A 13,073-nucleotide genomic window follows, 5' to 3' on the forward strand; every position below is an offset into this window, starting at 1 on the left:
ATAGGTTAAACCACGCGGGACGCAGTGTTTGCTCTTGGGCAACTCACATAACCTTAACAAGCGCTGTTTGAAGAATTCATATTCTACACCTTGAAGCTTCCTGTGAGCCTCACGAGGGTTTTCTCTTGCCGCGTAGAGTTGGTCGTGTGCATCTTTCTCGCGACGCTATCGTTTCCACCGCCCTTGAGCTTTTGACCCAATACGGCCTTGCTGATGTCACTATGCGCCGAGTCGCCACCAACCTCGGAGTCGCACCCGGCGCGCTGTACTGGCACGTGGCCAACAAACAATCACTGATCGCCGCCATGACCGCAGAAATACTCGCTCCCGTCACCGGGGAAAGCACGGCGGAGCTGGTCAGCTCGCTGCACAATGAGCTGCAACGCTGGCGCGATGGAGCTGAAGTGGCCATCGCCGGAGCATCCTTCCCTGAGTCCTCAGCGAGCGCTGACGTGGAAAAGCTATTCACCAAGGCACTGCAGAAGGAGGCACCCGATGCCTCGCCGGAGGATAGAGCCGTCGCCGCCCGCACTCTGATCCACTACACGCTGGGCGCTACTTTCATGGAGCAATCCCGCGAACAGCTCAGTGGGGCGACTCCAGGCGGGACGTCGCCAAGCACAGCGTCTACAGCTTCCGAGACCACGCCGGTGGACGCCACCTCGGTGCGCGCAGCGGAGCTGATGGTCGCCGGCTTAAGATCACTGCGAAGCGATCACATGCATCAGAATTGACTAAGCTAAGCCTCATGACTGAGACCCGTGCTGACCTAACGCCATCTCGCCAGGTGTGGCCTGGTTCCCCCTCCCCGCTCGGCTCCACCTATGATGGAGCCGGTACTAATTTTGCTATCTTTTCCGAAATCGCCGAGAAGGTTGAGCTCTGCCTCATTGACCAGGACGGTAACGAAGACCGCATCGAATTAACTGAGATCACCGCACACGTCTGGCACGCCTACCTCCCGAACGTCAGCCCCGGGCAGCGCTATGGATACCGCATCCACGGCCCTTATGAACCAGAAAATGGTCTGCGCTGCGATCCCTCAAAACTTCTTGTCGATCCTTATGCTCGCGCCTTCGACGGCGACTTTGACGGGGATCCCTCGCTGTACTCCTACGATATCTTCGCAGAGGAACCCGGCAGCGGCCGCAACCAGGATGACTCCTTGGGCCACACCATGCTCTCCGTGGTCATCAACCCGTTCTTCGAGTGGCACGGCGACAACCGCCCGCACACCCCGGATAACGAAACAATTATCTACGAAGCCCACGTCAAGGGCATGACTATGACGCACCCGGATGTGCCGGAGGAGCTGCGCGGTACCTACGCCGGTATGGCACACCCAGCGATCATTAACTACTTCAAGGACTTGGGAGTGACGGCCGTCGAGCTGCTGCCGGTTCACCAGTTCTTACAGGATGATCGCCTGCGCCAGCTGGGCCTGCGCAACTACTGGGGTTATAACACCTTCGGGTTCTTCGCCCCGCATGCTGACTATGCCTACGCCAAGAAGCCTGGCGAGGTGGTCGCTGAGTTCAAGGCCATGGTTCGTGCCTTCCATGAGGCCGGAATCGAGATCATCCTCGATGTGGTCTACAACCACACCGCCGAAGGCAACCACATGGGCCCCACCATCGCCTTCCGCGGCATTGATAACCACGCCTACTACCGCTTGGTTGATGACAACCCCGAGCACTACATGGACTACACCGGTACCGGTAACTCCCTGAATGTCCGTCACCCGCACTCCCTCCAGCTGATTATGGATTCGCTGCGTTACTGGGTGACGGAGATGCGCGTGGATGGCTTCCGGTTCGACCTCGCGTCCACTCTGGCGCGCGAACTCGATGATGTGGATAAGCTCGCCACTTTCTTCGATTTGGTCCAGCAGGACCCGGTGGTCTCCAAGGTCAAGCTCATCGCCGAGCCCTGGGACGTGGGCCATAACGGCTACCAAGTTGGCAACTTCCCGCCCATCTGGAGCGAATGGAACGGCAAGTACCGCGATACCGTCCGTGATTTCTGGCGCGGGGAGCCGGCGACAATGGGTGAGTTTGCCTCACGCCTGACTGGTTCCTCCGATCTCTATGCCAACAACGGCCGCCGCCCCACCGCGTCTATCAACTTCATCACCGCGCACGATGGCTTTACGCTTCGTGATTTGGTGTCCTATAACGAAAAGCACAATTCCGAGAACGGTGAAGACAATCGCGACGGTGAGTCCCACAACCGCTCGTGGAACCATGGCGTGGAAGGGCCGACTGACGACGAAGAGATTAAAAAGCTCCGACGCCGCCAGGTCCGCAATTTCCTCACTACCCTCCTGCTATCCCAGGGCACCCCGATGCTGTGCCATGGTGATGAGCTGGGCCGCACCCAAGACGGCAATAACAACGTGTATTGCCAGGACAACGAGATTTCCTGGATCGATTGGTCGATGTTGGAGCAGGAAAAGAACGTCGCCATGCACGGCTTTACCAAGCGCCTGATCAACATCCGCAAGAACCACCCGGTGTTCCGCCGCCAGCGTTTCTTGGCTGGTGGCCCCTTTGGCTCTGAGGTGAAAGATCGCGATATTGCCTGGCTCGTGCCCTCCGGCAAACTCATGACCCCGCAGGACTGGGATTTTGAGTTCGGCAAGGCCCTCATGGTCTATCTCAACGGTAACGCGATTACGGAAACCACTGCCCGCGGTGAACGCATTACGGATGATTCCTTCATCATGATTTTCAACGCTCACCACGAAGACATCGAGTTCACGCTGCCCAAGAAGGACCTGGGTGCTAGTTGGAGGCTCATCGTCGACACCTCTGATTCCGGTGGCTATCCGGACGAGGAGAAGCTCATCGCAGCCGAAGGTTCCATCGTGGTACAGCCGCGCACAACGCTGATCCTGCGCCAGACTGAGCCCCCAGTTTTCGACGACAGCGATGACTCTGCGCAATCCGCTGCCACGGCAGAAGAAAGCCGATAGCTAGACTGCACTCCACCGTCTGCTGTCCACCATTAACCCCGTCCTTGAAAGGAAACCGTGTCCTATACCGCCCACGGTGCTGTCATTGATGTCACCACCGATGCACTCACCGTCCAACGCTCCCAGCTAGCCGCTTCCCTTGGCGCCCCAGCCCGCGAGGCTCTCTCCTTAGCTGATGCCACGGGCGTGGAGTGCACGGAACCAACGGAGACAGGGTTTGGGCAGGTCATAGTGCGCGGCACGAGCGATTCTGCAGGGACCGTTGGGGACACGATCATCCGCTTCGCCCCCGGCCAAGACGCGGCCGCATTTGCCCGCGCGGTTGAGGCAGCGCTGCGCGGCGAAGCACCGGCTGCCAGCAGTGGTGTGCAGGGGCTCAACTTCACCGCCGTCGATGTGGAAACCGCCAACGATAACTGGGGCTCGGTCTGCCAGATCGGTGCGGTTCGCTTCCGCGATGGCGAAGAGACCGAGTCCCGCACGTGGCTGTGCACTCCCCCACCGGGGCTCGAGCACTTCGACGAGGTCAACATCAGCATCCATGGCATCACAGCGGAGGACGTCGCTGATACTTTACCTTTCGCTGATGCCGCCGCCGAGCTCTTCGAGTTCCTCGGCACAGACACGCTAGTAGCCCACAACGCGCAATTCGATTCCACGGCCCTGCGCAGTGGCCTCAAGAAGGCCGACGCGCCGGTGCCAGAACTTCGCTTAGCGTGTTCCCTGGCACTGGCCCGCGACGCCTCCCGTGCAGGCGTCATCGACGTGGCCAACCATAAACTTCCCACCGTTGCCTCCTACCTCGGTGCCGAGGATTTCCGCCATCACGAGGCCACAGCCGACGCCCGCGCGGCGGGCGAGATTGTCAGTGCCCTAGCGCAGCGCTTTGGTCACTCCGGAAGCATTGAAGACTTGTTCACCACCCGTGATTTTGCGCTGGGCACGTTGAGCGAGGACTCCGTCATCCCGGTCCTGCGCGCCAACACCGCTCCCCTCTCCGCTGCCGACTTGGGCGCTGGTACGGATTTCCGCGACAAGACGCGCATGGCGGGTACAGCCTCGGGCTCGAAGAAGAAGGGCTCCGCCGCTAAGGAGCGCCGTGGTGCAGCCCCGTGGCAATCCGTATCCACTCCGGACACCATCCCGGATCCCAATCCTGATGCGGATCCGGAAGGCGCGCTATTTGCTCAGAATGTCACTCTCACCGGTGACTTCGAGCCTTTCGACAAGGGCCTTTTGTGGTCCAAGATTGCTGAACGCGGCGGCCAGGTGGGCAAGAATGTCACGAAGAAGACCACCATCCTGGTTGTGGGCCAGTGGGCTACCAAGACCTCTAAAGAAAAACGCGCTGAGGAGCTGCAAGGCAAAGGCCAGGACATCGCGATCTGGCAGACAGACAAGCTGTTAGAGGAGCTGCAGCTTGATGAGGCTCCGCCGTTCTAACCTGCGTAGCTCTTGAGCACGGAGGCGCTAGAACATCAAGGCTCTAGCGCGTGGTGGGTTTTCTACGAACTAGTGGGAACCTGTGGGCATAAAGCCCAGTCCAATAAGGGCAAGGAATCTGCACTTGCCTACCTTTCGGAGTAAATCCACCATGACCATCGCGCTGCCCACCTCCCTCCGCATCGACCACCTGCTCCCCTCGCTCTGCCCGAGCGAGGAGCTCAACGGAATCAAGCTCTGTGATGATGGCTTCGGTGATTCACCTGCTAGCCTCCAGCTATCGCGGACGCTATCGATGTCCTTGGTCCACGGCACAGGCACCGAAGCCAAGCGCGTGAGCCAGCGCGCTGTGGACGATATGGGTTTGACCGTGCGCCAAGCTTGGGATGCTGCCGCGCTGAATCTGCAACGCCGCGCACTGACGCAGCAGGGGCTGCGCTTCTTTACCCGGCCTGCCGAACTCGGACTGGGTAGAACGGAAAAGGGCCTAGAGGTGCGGGTGCATCGCTGCGCTGTCTCGTCGTGGTTGGCTCACCCGCAGGCCTTCGTTATCCTGGACAATCATTTGCAGCGGCTTAGCCAGGCTCGGAGTATTACCTACCTCGTGCCTGATGCGCACACTCTCTACGCGCTGCTCAACATTTCCCCGCAGCGCGCCACGGAACTGGCCTACCGCGCGGCCGAATTGCGCCCGCGCCATCGACCACCGCTGAGCTTGCAACCACTAGTATTAGCTAACGGCTTTCCACTGGAGGTGTAGACACACCTCCATACTTCCTCCGCCGTGGCCGAAAGGAGTCACGTTCTTAAGATGGCTGAATCATCCATGTCCCGCCTGAGCAACCAGTACCATTCCTGGGTACACGCGCATCCTACCGCGGCGCAGGATTTCCGCGATGCCATCGAGGACTTGCTTAACGACGCCGGCATTATCTTTGACCGCGTAGCGACCCGCGTGAAGCTGTGGCCTTCTCTCAAGGCGAAAGCGAAGAAGCGCCGCGACAACGGCGAGCTGATGTACCCGAAGCCGTGGGAAGATATCCACGATGTTTTGGGGGTGCGAATTACCGTCTTCCACTCCACGGTTATCCCGGAAGCTCTAGAGGTTTTGGGAGAAACCTTTACCGTGCTGCGCTCGGTGGACAAGGCGGCGGAAACGCGGATTTCTGGTGGTTTTGGTTATGGCTCGCACCATTTGGTGCTGACGGTGTCCGAGGACAGCGCCGCCACGCTGGAGGAACTTGAGCCTTATATCGGCTGGACCTTCGAGATTCAAATCCGCACCGTGCTACAACACGCTTGGGCGGAATTTGAGCACGATATCCGGTACAAGCAGGGCCCGAACCCGCCTTCCCCGCAGGTGGATCGCCTCTTCACACTGGCTGCGGGCCTGATTGAGCTGGCGGACCAGCAATTCGATGAAATCGCCGCACTCAAAGCCCCCAGTTCTGAGGCAGGCGATGACGTGGAAATTACAGCCGAGACCCTCCCTGGTGTCCTCGCCATTATTCTGGGCAGCCGCTTCCCTCGTTCACGCTCGGAGCATTATCGCTTCCTTGCCGAGTTGCTCGACAACAACGGCATCACACGCTTGAGCCAGCTCAAGCAGCTGCTCGACGATGACGCCATCGCCCACGTACACGATGCCATGCGCTACCGCTTCCGCCCGGGCCAGGTCAGGCTTATCGACGACTTGCTGCTCAACAAATTCGGTGCCCAGCACATCGAAGCCACGGCCGAGGCCGGTGACCGCAAAGACCGCAAGCGCCGCTTGAATGCTCGGCTGAAGGCCTTAAAGAACTTCCGAAATAATTAGCGGAATCCACCGCGGAATTTCTCCATCTGCCGGCGCTCCTTCTTCGTCGGGCGGCCAGCACCGCGCGGGCGGACCGGGACGGAGGGCATAAATTCCTTCGGCGGTAGCGGCGGGGCGTGGTCGATGTAGCAGGTGCGCGCAATCGGGGCGCCGACGCGCTTGGACACGGTGGCGAGCACCTCAAGGTCATGCTCGTGGTGGTTGCGCCACACGCGCACGCGGTCGCCAGGAACGACCTGCTGCGCGGGCTTAGTGGCGTTGCCGTTGAGTTTGACGTGCCCGGCGCGCACCGCCGTGGCGGCCTCCGAGCGGGTCTTGAACATGCGCACGGACCAAACCCAAGCATCAATGCGTACGGGCCGCCCGTCGGGCTGATTCACCATGGGCTTTTATAGGTTGTGGTTCTCGTTCACGATCTTCTGGATTTTGACCCAGTTGTACGCGCCACCCACCACGGCCACGATGAGACCAATCGCCATCCAGGTCCAGAATCCGGTGAGTGCCCAGCCTAGGAGGACACCGCCGGCGACGCCGCCCACGACGCAGATAGCGCCGTTGCGTGCGTGGGTGCGCACGGCTTGCTTGCGTTGCTCAATGGGGTTGTTGGGGCGTCGCTGCATAGTCATGGGGCTTATTCTACATGGCCAAAAACTCGCGGCCTTCTCGCGGCCTTAAAGCTCCACCCAGGCAGTTCCAGCTTCCTTCGGCTCTACCCCACCCTGGGTCAGCGCGGCGAGCGTCGCCGCAAGCTCCTCCTCACCGCCGGGTTCCACAGACACGGTGAAAGTCACCGCTTGGGCGTAGGCGGTATCCACCATGTCCACACCCCGGTTGCGTAGCTCTGCCTCTAAGCGACCGGCGTCCGCGTGGGAAACCTCGACGGTATAGAGCTCGCGTAGGGCACGCGTGACGGGCTCAACCTGCTCCATCGTCTCGCTGACGGCACCGCCATAGGCGTGAACGAGCCCGCCCGCGCCCAGCTTGATACCGCCAAAGTATCGCACGACCACCGCGCAGATATCGAGCAGTCCGGAGCCCTTCAAAACATCGAGCATGGGCTTGCCCGCCGTGCCGGAGGGCTCGCCATCATCGGAGGAGCGCTCCACTGGATTCGAGCCGTCCACGTGGTAGATATAGGCCGAGCAGTGGTGGCGGGCGTCGGGGAAGCGGTCGCGGGCGGCGTCGATAAGCGCGCGTGCTTCCTCTTCCGTCGTGGCGCGGCCGATAAGGGTGATAAACCGCGAACGCTTGATCTCAATCTCGTGCTCGACAATCTCACCGGCGACGGGACGCTGATAGCTCTCCAGCATTATGCGACAAGAAAATCGTACTCGGGGGTACCTGGCTTTAGTTGCTGGCAATTAAGCTTCGACGCCTCCATGCGCTCCAGCAGTCCGTCGATACCTGCGGCACTCCCCAGCTCGATACCTACCAGCGCGGCACCGGTCTCACGGTTATTGCGCTTGAGGTACTCGAACAGCGTGATGTCATCCTCTGGACCAAGAACATCCTGCAGGAAGTGGCGCAACTGGCCGGGCTCCTGCGGGAAATTCACCAGGAAGTAGTGCTTGAGTCCACGGTGCACCAGGGAGCGCTCCATGATTTCGGCATAGCGCAGCACGTCATTGTTGCCGCCGGAAATCACGCACACCACCGTTGAGCCTGGCTGCAGGTTGAGCGTCCGCAGGCCGGTCACGCTCAGCGCGCCGGCGGGTTCGGCGATAATGCCCTCGTTTTGGTACAGCGCCAACTGTTCCGTGCACACGGCGCCTTCGGAGACGGTGTCATGGTGCAGGCGGCCCTGGTTGGCTTCCAAGATCTGGAAGGGCAGCTCACCAATGCGTTTGACGGCGGCACCGTCGACGAAGGGATCAACGGTCTCCAGGGTCACCGGCTCACCAGCAGCGAACGCTGCGCTGAGCGACGCTGCCCCGGCCGGCTCAATGCCCACCACCGCCGTGCGCGGGGCCATGTCAGCGAGATAGGAGGTGATGCCGGAAATAAGGCCGCCACCGCCCACGGGGACCACCACGGTATCGAGGGATTTACCGATCGAAGACAGCTGGGAGACGATTTCCGCAGCCACAGTTCCCTGGCCGGTGACGGTATCGCGCGAATCGAAAGGCTCGATGAAGAAGGCGCCGCGCTCCGCTGCATCCGCGTGCGCAGCAGCTGCTGCCTCATCGAAATTGGCGCCGGTGACAACGAGTTCCACGAGGTCGCCGCCGTGGACCAAGATGCGGTCGCGTTTTTGTTTCGGGGTCGGTTCCGGCACGTAGATTTTGCCGTGGATTCCCATGGTGCGGCAGGCATAAGCCACTCCTTGGGCGTGGTTTCCCGCCGACGCCGTGACGATGCCGTGCGTCCGCTGCTCTTCGCTGAGGTTGGACATGCCGTAGATAGCCCCGCGGATCTTGTAGGAGCGCACGTCTTGCAGGTCCTCGCGCTTTAAGTACACCTCATAGCCGGTTTCCTGGGACAGTCGCGGGCAGTATTGCAGCGGAGTCGGGGCAATCTCCGAGCTAATTCGCGATTGGGCCAGTTGAATATCAGAGGCGTGGATTGGCTCGAAGTCTTGCGGGGTGCTTGTCATGGTGGCTCATTTTAGCGCCCCACCATTCTTTCGTCGCACATTACCTAGCATTCGACCGATTCACTGAACGTTTACCTAGATCTCGCTTGGCCGCAACGCTCTGTTCCCCGAAAGTGTCATGGGCGGCACGTACGGTGATGCGGAATCTTTTTCGTCTCGCTTCAAGGAGTCTTTCTCAATGTCTCGCTCTATCTCCCGCCGCTCTCTCGCGCTCTGCGTGGCGACCGCAACCAGCCTCAGCGTGGCCGCACCGGCCTCCTCGGCCGCGATTGTGAACAACGTCATCGAGCACTCGGCGGCAGACGCCAGTCTCAAGCTCACCCCGGTTGGCACCTATGAGTCCGGGGTATACGCGGAGTCGGCTGCGGAGATCGTGGCCTTCCACCCGGACTCCAACCGCATCCTTACGGTCAATGCGCACGCGGGTCAGATTGATGTTCTCGACGCTTCTGCCCCAGCCAACCCCACCTTGATCGGCTCTATTTCTGCTGGTGAAGGCAAGGAAATCAACTCCGTAGCGGTGCGCCCCGACGGCCTGGCTGTGGCCGCCGTCCAACAGGCGGACAAGACTGAGGACGGCGAAGCACTGTTCTTCAACGCCGCGGCCGCGGACCTGGATACCGCCGAAGTGGGCCGCGTGATGGTGGGTGCATTGCCGGATAACGTCCACCTCACCGCAGATGGCGGCTACGCACTGCTGGCCAACGAAGGCGAACCATCCAATGAGCTCAACGCCGAGGGCACCGACTACGTGACGGACCCGGAAGGATCCGTCTCCGTTATCAAGCTTCCGGAGGCTGTTGAGGCGCCAACGCAGGCGGATGCCCGCATCGCTGGATTCACGGCTTTCGACGACCAGCCTCTGCCAGAGGGCGTGCGAGTCTTCGGCCCCTCCGGCCATGATTCTAAGCCGTCCATCGACTTTGAGCCGGAGTACATCACCTCCCAGGACGGCAAGGCTTTCGTGTCGCTGCAGGAGGCCAACGCCATCGGCGTCATCGATATTGAATCCGCCACGGTGGAGAAGATCCTGCCCGCCCACATCGCGGATCACTCGCAGGTCCCGCTGGACCCCTCGAACAAGGATGACGCGGCCGAGCTGCGCACGCTCCCGGTCAAGGGCCTGTCCATGCCAGATTCCATCGGCGCCTTCACCGCTGGTGGCCAGACCTACTTTGCCACTGCGAACGAAGGCGATGCCCGCGAGTGGGGTGTGAAGGAAAAGGACGGTGGCTCCGGCGTCTACACCGATGAAGTGGAACTCAAGGATCTGGTTGAGGATGGCAAGGTATGTGAGGGCGCGCTGGGCGACGTCAACGTGGAGGAACTCGCCGACAAAAAGCACGCTGGCAACCTGAAGCTGAGCAACGCCTCCGGCTGGAACGAAGAAAAGGGCTGTTTCGATGAGCTTTATGCCTACGGTTCTCGTTCCTTCAGCATCTACGACTCAGAGGGCAACGTTGTCTTCGATTCCGGCGCCGAGTTCGAAAAGATCACCGCTGAGCTCAACGAGCCGGGTATCTTCCACCACAACGCCGATAACGAAGAGGCAGAGTTCGACGATCGCTCTGATAACAAGGGCCCAGAACCAGAGGCCCTGACCATCGGCACCGTTGGGGAGCGCACTTATGCCTTCATTGGCGCCGAGCGCGTTGGCGGCATTTTCGTCTACGACGTCACCGACCCCGCCACCGCTTCCTTCGTCACCTATGTCAACAACCGCGACTTCTCCACTGATGAGTTCGCTGCTGCCGGCGACTTGGGCCCGGAGGGCTTTGCCTTCGTCGACAAGGCAGACTCCCCTAACGGTGAGCACCTGCTCATCGTAGGCAACGAGGTTTCCGGAACCACCACCGTCTACAACGTTGAGGACCTGCTCAATGCCGACGAGGACAACCAAGACGATGCCGACGACCACGATAACGAAGACAAGAGCAGCCAGAGTTCCCACTCCTCCACCGCGACCATCGCCGTCAGGTCTCTCATCGGAGTCATCGCCGCTGTCGCTGCCGCGGTAGGCCTGCTGAACGCCCCGGGTGTCCGCGAAACAGTTCTCAGCTTTGCTCCAGCACCGCTGCGCGAGCAGCTGGAGAAGTTCCTATAAAACCTATCTTCACTAAGGGGAGGGCTGCTACATTGAAGTGGGTTTGAGACAACCCTCCCCCTTTTTTCTCGTACTTCCTTTCGCACCCTTCCCAAGGAGAACCCCTGATTATGCGCCTTTCCACCTCACTAATCGCAGTGTGTGCCACGACGATGGCATTGGTCACCCCGCTGGCCTCAGCCGCCGAATCAGCTGAGAGCAGCCAGTCCTCCTCGTCCTCCCTGAGCCAAAGCTCCACGGGCGGAAGCTCCGAGGGTCCAAACGGTGGAAGCTCGATGAACGTCGGACGCATCGACACCTCTGATCTTTCCGAGGAGTGTGCGAACCAGGTACGCAAGGCGCAAGAGGAGCACGAAAAGGCGGTGGCTGATGGCACCGCGGGGTCTTCCTTCATGGGTCCGCAGGAGCTCGGGCTCGGCATCCTTAACGGTTATGGTTCCTCCGGTATGCCCGCAGAACCAGATTGCGTCCAGGCAGAAAAGGACGCGGCGCTGGAGAAGGAATGGGACGAGATGCCCGACTGGGTGCAGTCTGCGCGCCCCAATGACACGGCCGAGGAGGTCTTTGCCTGGGTCGGCGGCACGATCGCGCTGGTCGCCGTCGCGATTAATGCGTTGACCGTGGTCGCGCAATTCGACCCATCCGTCCTCGACGGCCTGCGTGCGTTCCTGAAGAGCCAGGGCTTCTACTGGGATAACTCCCAGAAGAAGGAAGACGAGAAGGCAGCTGCGAAATAGCCGCTGCCCCAACGAAAAGAAACGCGCGAACCTATACGGTTCGCGCGTTTTTATTTAGGTTCGCGCGTGGTATTCAGCTGCTGGCTGAGGGGGGAGCTACTCCTTGCTTAGAACAGCTCCTCGGTAGCAATCTGGGCACCTTCCACGAGGGACTCCAGCTTGGCCCACGCAATCTGGCGGTGCAAACGGCCGCCGAGGCCGCAGTCCGTCGATGCAATCACGTTTTCCGGGCCCACCAGTTCAGCAAACTGGATGATGCGGTCCGCCACCAAGCGCGGATGCTCCACAGCATTCGTGGAGTGCGAAACCACACCCGGGTAGATCACAGTGCCCTCCGGCAGCTTGTGGTCCTTCCACACGCGCCACTCGTGCGCATGACGCGGCGAGGCGCCCTCGAAGGAGAAGCCGCCGACCTTGGCTTGCAAGATCTCCTCAATGATGTCCTCGAAAGGAATATCCGTCACGTGCGGGCCATGCCAGGAGCCCCAGCAGATGTGCAGGCGGGTCTGCTCACGCGGGATATCCTTGATGGACTCGTTGAGAATCTCAATGCGCTCGCGCAAGAAGGCCTGGAAATCCTCGACCGTCGGCTCCGGAACCACCGAGTCCCAGGCTTCGGCCAGGTCTGGGGCGTCGAATTGCACCGTCAAGCCGGCATCGGTGATGGCCTTGTACTCCACCTTGAGCGCCTCGCCACACGCACGCACGAGATCGGACTCATCCTCGTAGTACTTGTTGGGCAGGCGGGCCGCAGCGCCCGGGGACAGTGCGGCGACGAAGCCTTCGGTGCCTTCGGGGAGGGCATCGGCAAGCAGCTTCACGTCAGCCTCGACCTGCTCCTGACCGATGTAGGTAACCGGACCGGTGAACTCCGGGTTTGCAACCTTCTTGCGGCCGGTAAAGATACCGGAATCCGGGTCGTTATAGGCCTCCGCGAACAGGGCGCGGTCGCGGCGATCCTTCATCGAGGAGAGGCGAATCTTGCCCGGTTCGGAGCGGATCTTGTCACCGATCTCCCAGCGGTCCTTGTCCGTCATGGTCAGACCACCCAGGCGGGTAAAGGAGTAGTTCCACCAGGCGCCATAGTCCACAGCGCCAGAGGTGATGTGGCCGTATTCGCCTTCGTTAATGATGTCGATGCCGAGATCAACCTGGCGCTTGACCACGTCAGCGACCGAGCGCTCCAGAATCTCGTGGAACTTCTCATCGGAGATGGTGCCGGCGGAGCGCTCGAGGTTAGCGTCCAACAGCTCCTGCGTGCGCGGCAACGAGCCGACGTGAGTGGTACGGATCTTATTGACCATGAGGAAACGGCCTCCCTTTCAACTAGACTGTGCTGTCTAGCGTAACCCACGGGCGAAGCACAGCCCGCCTCATTCTGTACTTTTATTCAGCACACGAATGCG

At 60.6% G+C, this 13,073-nt stretch carries 12 protein-coding genes; 7 read left to right on the forward strand and 5 right to left on the reverse strand.

What is annotated here, in order from left to right; translation table 11 throughout:
• Positions 1–146 precede the first annotated feature (146 nt).
• From CAURIM_RS08520 to CAURIM_RS08540, 5 genes are all read left to right on the forward strand, one after another.
• Positions 147–734, forward strand: a complete 588-nt coding sequence (locus CAURIM_RS08520) for a TetR family transcriptional regulator (RefSeq protein ID WP_070711447.1) — start codon at positions 147–149, stop codon at positions 732–734.
• 14 nt (positions 735–748) lie between these two features.
• A complete protein-coding gene (glgX, locus tag CAURIM_RS08525) occupies positions 749–2,974 on the forward strand; it encodes a glycogen debranching protein GlgX (protein ID WP_201827831.1) in 2,226 nt (741 codons plus the stop codon).
• Between the two features lie 57 nt (positions 2,975–3,031).
• Positions 3,032–4,417, forward strand: a complete 1,386-nt coding sequence (locus CAURIM_RS08530) for a 3'-5' exonuclease (RefSeq protein ID WP_070445385.1) — start codon at positions 3,032–3,034, stop codon at positions 4,415–4,417.
• A gap of 124 nt (positions 4,418–4,541) precedes the next feature.
• On the forward strand, positions 4,542–5,177 hold the full coding sequence (locus tag CAURIM_RS08535; protein ID WP_236659250.1) for a hypothetical protein: 636 nt from the start codon (positions 4,542–4,544) through the stop codon (positions 5,175–5,177).
• Positions 5,178–5,228: 51 nt separating this feature from the next.
• The gene (locus CAURIM_RS08540; protein WP_070445378.1) at positions 5,229–6,233 is read left to right on the forward strand and encodes a GTP pyrophosphokinase; all 1,005 of its coding nucleotides are present in this window, start codon (positions 5,229–5,231) and stop codon (positions 6,231–6,233) included.
• On the opposite strand, the gene CAURIM_RS08545 is transcribed toward CAURIM_RS08540, so the two are convergent.
• Genes CAURIM_RS08545 through ilvA form a run of 4 tightly spaced genes read right to left on the reverse strand, consistent with a single transcriptional unit; the run spans position 6,230 to position 8,826 of the window.
• Complete coding sequence (locus CAURIM_RS08545; protein WP_408909931.1) at positions 6,230–6,616, reverse strand: RNA-binding S4 domain-containing protein; 387 nt, start codon at positions 6,614–6,616, stop codon at positions 6,230–6,232. The two genes, CAURIM_RS08540 and CAURIM_RS08545, sit on opposite strands and share 4 nt — an antisense overlap.
• 6 nt (positions 6,617–6,622) lie before the next feature.
• On the reverse strand, positions 6,623–6,859 hold the full coding sequence (locus CAURIM_RS08550) for a hypothetical protein (protein ID WP_070445375.1): 237 nt from the start codon (positions 6,857–6,859) through the stop codon (positions 6,623–6,625).
• Positions 6,860–6,904: 45 nt separating this feature from the next.
• Positions 6,905–7,543: a YigZ family protein gene (locus tag CAURIM_RS08555; RefSeq protein WP_070643747.1), complete on the reverse strand. Its 639-nt coding sequence runs from the start codon at positions 7,541–7,543 to the stop codon at positions 6,905–6,907.
• Complete coding sequence (gene ilvA, locus CAURIM_RS08560) at positions 7,543–8,826, reverse strand: threonine ammonia-lyase IlvA (RefSeq protein WP_070643745.1); 1,284 nt, start codon at positions 8,824–8,826, stop codon at positions 7,543–7,545. The genes CAURIM_RS08555 and ilvA overlap by 1 nt, the downstream gene beginning before the upstream one ends.
• A gap of 178 nt (positions 8,827–9,004) precedes the next feature.
• Between ilvA and CAURIM_RS08565 the strand changes: the two genes are divergently transcribed.
• Both CAURIM_RS08565 and CAURIM_RS08570 read left to right on the forward strand, forming a co-directional pair.
• Entirely contained in the window at positions 9,005–10,930 is a 1,926-nt protein-coding gene (locus CAURIM_RS08565) for a choice-of-anchor I family protein (protein ID WP_201827828.1), read from the forward strand.
• Between the two features lie 110 nt (positions 10,931–11,040).
• Positions 11,041–11,667, forward strand: coding sequence for a hypothetical protein (locus CAURIM_RS08570; RefSeq protein ID WP_070445366.1), 627 nt, complete (start codon positions 11,041–11,043; stop codon positions 11,665–11,667).
• A gap of 107 nt (positions 11,668–11,774) precedes the next feature.
• On the opposite strand, the gene CAURIM_RS08575 is transcribed toward CAURIM_RS08570, so the two are convergent.
• Positions 11,775–12,971, reverse strand: coding sequence for a cobalamin-independent methionine synthase II family protein (locus CAURIM_RS08575; RefSeq protein WP_070445363.1), 1,197 nt, complete (start codon positions 12,969–12,971; stop codon positions 11,775–11,777).
• Between the last annotated feature and the right edge of the window lie 102 nt (positions 12,972–13,073).

Source organism: Corynebacterium aurimucosum (assembly GCF_030408555.1).
Lineage (GTDB): Bacteria > Actinomycetota > Actinomycetes > Mycobacteriales > Mycobacteriaceae > Corynebacterium > Corynebacterium aurimucosum.